The following is a 4,397-nucleotide window of genomic DNA, read 5'->3' as shown; positions in this document are numbered from 1 at the left end:
CCCCGAACCCCCTCACCGTAGGAGCCTTCATGCACGAGCACCCGACCGTCCGCGTCTTCCGCACCGAACGGCAGCGGGCCCGGACGGGGGAGTGGCTGGCCGACCACCGGCTGGTGGTCGGGTTCGAACCCGGCGGGGCCGTGCCGTTGGCCCAGCTCGGCTGGCGCGACCTCGACGGCGCGGAGGCGGTGGTCGGGTTCGAACCCGGCATGACCGCGTTCACCGGCACGCGGACCACCGCGGACGGCGCGTCCCACGCCTGGCGGGGACGGCTGGTGGAGCGGCTCACCGACCGCCCCGTCCACAGGTTCGGCGTCGAGGGCGCGGACGGGGAGGAGGAACTGCGGCTGCTCATCGAGGACGGCGGCTCCCCGGCCGCGCGGGTCACCTGGGCCGACCGCGAGGGCGGCGGCGGTGCGGTCGCCCTGCGCACCATCGCCCTGGAGGAGGCCGGTAGCGGGGAGGAGGTCACCGGCGGGGTGCGCGAGGTGCGGGCGGGCAACGAGCACACGCGGGCGGGCGAGGTCGCCGCCAACCTCCTCGACGACACCTCCTCCAAGTGGCTGAGCTGGCGCGACGCCGACTGGCTGGAGTTCACCATGGCCGAACCCGTCAGCGTCCGGCACTACGTCCTGGTCTCCGCCAACGACTTCGCCGACCGCGACCCCCGGAACTGGGCGCTCAAGGGGTCGGCGGACGGTCGGACCTGGGTCACGCTCGACACCCGTTCCGACGAGTTCTTCCCCGGCCGCCACCACGCCCGCGACTTCCACGTCACCGACCCGGCCGCGGACACCCCCTACCGGCACCTGCGGCTGGAGATCACCGGCAACTGCGGCGGCTCCGAGATCCAGCTCAACCGGGTGCGCTTCTTCTCCGAGGGCCGCACCTACGAGGCGTTCGACGGACACCGCTACACGGCGGGCGGCGCGCCCTCCCCGTACGGGGGGATCGCTCAGGACCTGCCGGCCCGCGTCCCGGCCACCGCCGAGCAGTGGCGGGACTACCTGGCCGGGTACAGCGCGGACATGCTGCGGGTCCTGACCGAGGACGAACTCCCCGGGACCACCGCGGAGCAGCGCGCCGCCTCCTGGCTGGGCTGCGACGGCGCACCCGAGGAGCGGATCGCGGAGCTGGAGGAGCGGCTCGGCAGGCGGCTCCCGCCCGGTTACCGCGCCTTCCTGGAGGCCTCCGACGGCTGGGGGCCCGCGAGCGCGTTCGTGTACGGCCTGCGCTCCACCGCCGCCGTCGGCTGGGCGGCCGACCTGGAGGACGAGTGCGGTGTGGACGAGTCCCTCGTGACGGGGGAGGACGGGCCCGTCGGACCGCTGCTGCTGGTCTCGGCCGAAGGGGACGCCCAGGACTGGGTGCTGGACGCGGGCGACGTCTCCCCCGACGGGGAGTGGGCCGCCTACACCTGGTCGAGCTGGTACCCCGGCCCGGGGGAGCGCCACCGCTCCTTCGCCGACCTCGTGGCCGCCGAACGCGCCTCGTTCGAGGAGCTGCTCGGTGCGGAGGGGCGTCCGGTGCACCCGGAGGGAGCGCTCGAACTCCTGGCCCGGGGCCGCCGCGCCGCGCTGGAGGGCCGGGTGGAGGAGGCGCTGAACGCCCTGCGCCGGGCCAGGGAGAAGGGGTCGGGCGCCGCCGCCTACCTCGAAGTCGTCCTCGCGGCCTTCCTCGACGTGCGGGGGGCGCACCACAGGCTGCGCGGCCTGCTGCACCGCCCCCACGTGGTCGCCGAGGTCGGCACCGGGCGGATCGAGGCCGAGGCGGTGCCGCTCTACCTGCACAGCGCCGGTCTGGACACCCCCGGCGGCGCGGCCTACGCCGAACGCGCCCTGGCCGGGGCCGTGCCCGGCCTCGACATCCCCTCCGGCGGGACCGAGCGGCGGGAGTGGCTGGCCTCCCGCCGGCTGCCGGAGCCGCCCGCCTTCGAGCGCGCCCTGGACACGGCCCGCGAGCTGGCCGCCCGCGGCGCCACCGACGAGGCCTGGGCCGCCGTCGAGGGGGCCCTGCCCGGGTGGTACCCCCTGGAGCCGAACCGGATCGCCCCGGTGGTCCTGCTCACCGACCCCGCGCTGCGCGAGGTGGTCACCCCGGCCCGCGCCCGGGAGGTGGCGTTCACCCCGCGCGGCCTCACGTCCGCCGCGGGGGAGGCGGTGCGCCGGACCCAGAGCGCGGACTGACCCGCCGCGTCCGGGGGCTCCGGCCGGGCCCCGGTCCGCCGCGGCCGCCGCTGAGCGACCCGTGCCCGCCCGCGCCGTCCCCGGGCGCGGAGGTCCTCCAGACGGTCCCCGCAGACCGATGCGCGCCCGCCCGCGCCGTCCCGGGACAGGGGGAGCGGCGCGGGCGGGCGCGGATCAGCCCTGTTCCAGACCGCGCAGGTACTCGGCGAACTTCTCCAGGCCGTCGATGTTGCGCGGACCGGAGATGCCCTCGTTGTAGTCCAGGACGAAGAAGTTCTCCTCGACCACCGCCGGGACCTCGGCCATCGCGGGGAACGAGGTCAGGAAGTCGATCTTCTCCTGCGCGGGCTGATCGCCGTAGTCGAGGATGATGATGACCTCCGGCTCGGCCTCCACCACCGCCTCCCAGCCGACCTGGGTCCAGCGCTCGTCGAGGCCGGCGAAGATGTTCTCCCCGCCCGCGCGGCTGATGATGTCGTTGGGCGGGACCTGGCTGCCCGCGGTGAAGGGCTGGTCGGTGCCCGAGTCGTAGAGGAACACGGGGACCGGGTCGCCGGCGGGGGCCTGCTCCTCCACGGCGGCCACCCGCGCCCGGTAGTCGGTGACGAGCTCCCCGGCGCGGTCCTCGACCCCGAAGATCCGGCCCAGCCGCTCCAGGTCGGTGTACAGGCCCTCGAAGGGGGTGACCTCCTCGGGGTGCCCCGGGTAGTTGAAGCAGGACTCGGTGTGCATGAAGCTCTGGATGCCGAGACCGTCCAGGATCTCGGGGGTGATGCCCCGCTCCTCGCTGAACCCGGAGTTCCACCCGGCGACGACGAGGTCGGCCCCGGCGTCCACGACGAGCTCCCGGTTGAGCAGGTCGTCGCTGAGGAACTCCACCCGGGCGTACTCCTCGGCCCAGGGCGACTCCTCCACCGGCGGGTTGGCGGGGGGCATCACGTACCCGTGCACGTGGTCGGTGAGGCCGAGGGCGAACAGCTTGTCGGCGCTCCCGGCCTCGTAGGCCACGACGCGCTGCGGGGTGGTGTACTCCACCTCCTCGCCGCACCGCTGCACGGTGACCGTGCCCGCGGCCGAGGCCTCCTGCCCTTCCTCGACCTGGGCTCCGCACCCGGCGACCAGGACGGCCACAGCGGTCAGGGGCAGCAGCGAGCGGTGGGACGCGCGGGTCCCGAGGGGTGTCCGGTGTGTCACTGGAGGCCTTTCTCGACGGCGGGGAGCAGCCGGTACAGCAGCTGGGGGTCCCCGGTCAGGGGATGGGGGACGACGGAGGCCTCGATGCCGAAGACCTCCAGGAGCAGGGCGGGGGTCAGGACCTGGTCGGGAGCGCCCGCGGCCACCAGTCGGCCCTCGTGGAGCACGCCGATCCGGTCGCAGGCCGCCGCGGCCAGGTTGAGGTCGTGCAGGACCACCAGGACGGTGAGCCCCGAGTCCCGGAGCAGGGACAGCAGCGCGATCTGGTGGCGGATGTCCAGGTGGTTGGTGGGCTCGTCCAGGACCAGCACGCTGGGCTCCTGGACCAGGGCGCGGGCCACCAGCACCCGCTGGCGCTCGCCCCCGGACAGCTCCATGACGCCCCTGTGGGCCAGGTGGGCCACCTCCAGGCGCTCCATGGCCCGGCGGCACAGGTCGCGCTCGCGCGCGTCGAGCGGCTGGTTGCCGCGCAGGTGCGGGGCGCGCCCCAGGGCGACGACCTCCTCCACCGTGAAGTCGAGGTCGCTGCCGCTCTCCTGGGTCAGGGCGGCCACCCGCTGGGCGCTCCGGCGCAGGCTCAGGGAGGACAGGTCCTCGTCCCCGACCCACACGGTCCCGCCGCTGGGGCGCAGCGCCCGGTAGACGCAGCGCAGGGCCGTGGACTTGCCCGAGCCGTTGGGGCCCACCAGCCCCACGACCTGTCCCGCGGGCACGTCCAGGGAGAGGCTCTCCACGATCCGGGCGCCGCCGAGCTCGACGGACAGCCCGTCCAGGCGCAGGTCCATCATCGTCCTCCGAACAGGTAGCCGCGGCGGCGCATGAGACCGAGGAACACCGGTACGCCGATCAGGGCGGTGATGACGCCCAGGGGGAGTTCGCGCGGGGCCACCACCACGCGGGAGAAGAGGTCCACCCAGACCATGAGGAGCGCGCCCAGCAGCGGGGCGACGGTGAGCACGCGCCGGTGGTCGGCGCCCACCGCGATCCGCACGATGTGGGGGATGACCAGGCCGACGA

The 4,397-nt window shown here is 74.9% G+C and carries 4 protein-coding genes; 1 reads left to right on the top strand and 3 read right to left on the bottom strand.

Annotation, left to right across the window (positions count from 1 at the left end; genetic code table 11):
* The first annotated feature begins 29 nt into the window (after positions 1–29).
* The gene (locus DQW06_RS02320) at positions 30–2,186 is read left to right on the top strand and encodes a discoidin domain-containing protein (protein WP_117197878.1); all 2,157 of its coding nucleotides are present in this window, start codon (positions 30–32) and stop codon (positions 2,184–2,186) included.
* 174 nt (positions 2,187–2,360) lie between these two features.
* On the opposite strand, the gene DQW06_RS02315 is transcribed toward DQW06_RS02320, so the two are convergent.
* The 3 genes from DQW06_RS02315 to DQW06_RS02305 all read right to left on the bottom strand — a co-directional run.
* Positions 2,361–3,380, bottom strand: a complete 1,020-nt coding sequence (locus DQW06_RS02315; protein WP_117197877.1) for an ABC transporter substrate-binding protein — start codon at positions 3,378–3,380, stop codon at positions 2,361–2,363.
* Positions 3,377–4,165 (bottom strand): ABC transporter ATP-binding protein, encoded by a 789-nt coding sequence (locus DQW06_RS02310; protein WP_117197876.1) that lies wholly within the window; start codon positions 4,163–4,165, stop codon positions 3,377–3,379. The genes DQW06_RS02315 and DQW06_RS02310 overlap by 4 nt, the downstream gene beginning before the upstream one ends.
* The coding region (locus tag DQW06_RS02305) for an iron chelate uptake ABC transporter family permease subunit (RefSeq protein ID WP_157983327.1) at positions 4,165–4,397 on the bottom strand (233 nt) is incomplete at its 5' end. The genes DQW06_RS02310 and DQW06_RS02305, both read right to left, overlap by 1 nt.

Origin of the sequence: Nocardiopsis sp. TNDT3, assembly GCF_003427465.1 — a bacterium.
In the GTDB taxonomy this organism is placed as follows: Bacteria; Actinomycetota; Actinomycetes; order Streptosporangiales; family Streptosporangiaceae; genus Nocardiopsis; species Nocardiopsis dassonvillei.
This window is presented reverse-complemented; position numbering and strand designations above follow the sequence as displayed.

Bases quoted from the DNA above. Each gene is read 5' to 3' on its own strand.
- DQW06_RS02310 (WP_117197876.1), bottom strand. From the start codon at position 4,165: ATGGACCTGCGCCTGGACGGGCTGTCCGTCGAGCTCGGCGGCGCCCGG.
- DQW06_RS02320 (WP_117197878.1), top strand. From the start codon at position 30: ATGCACGAGCACCCGACCGTCCGCGTCTTCCGCACCGAACGGCAGCGG.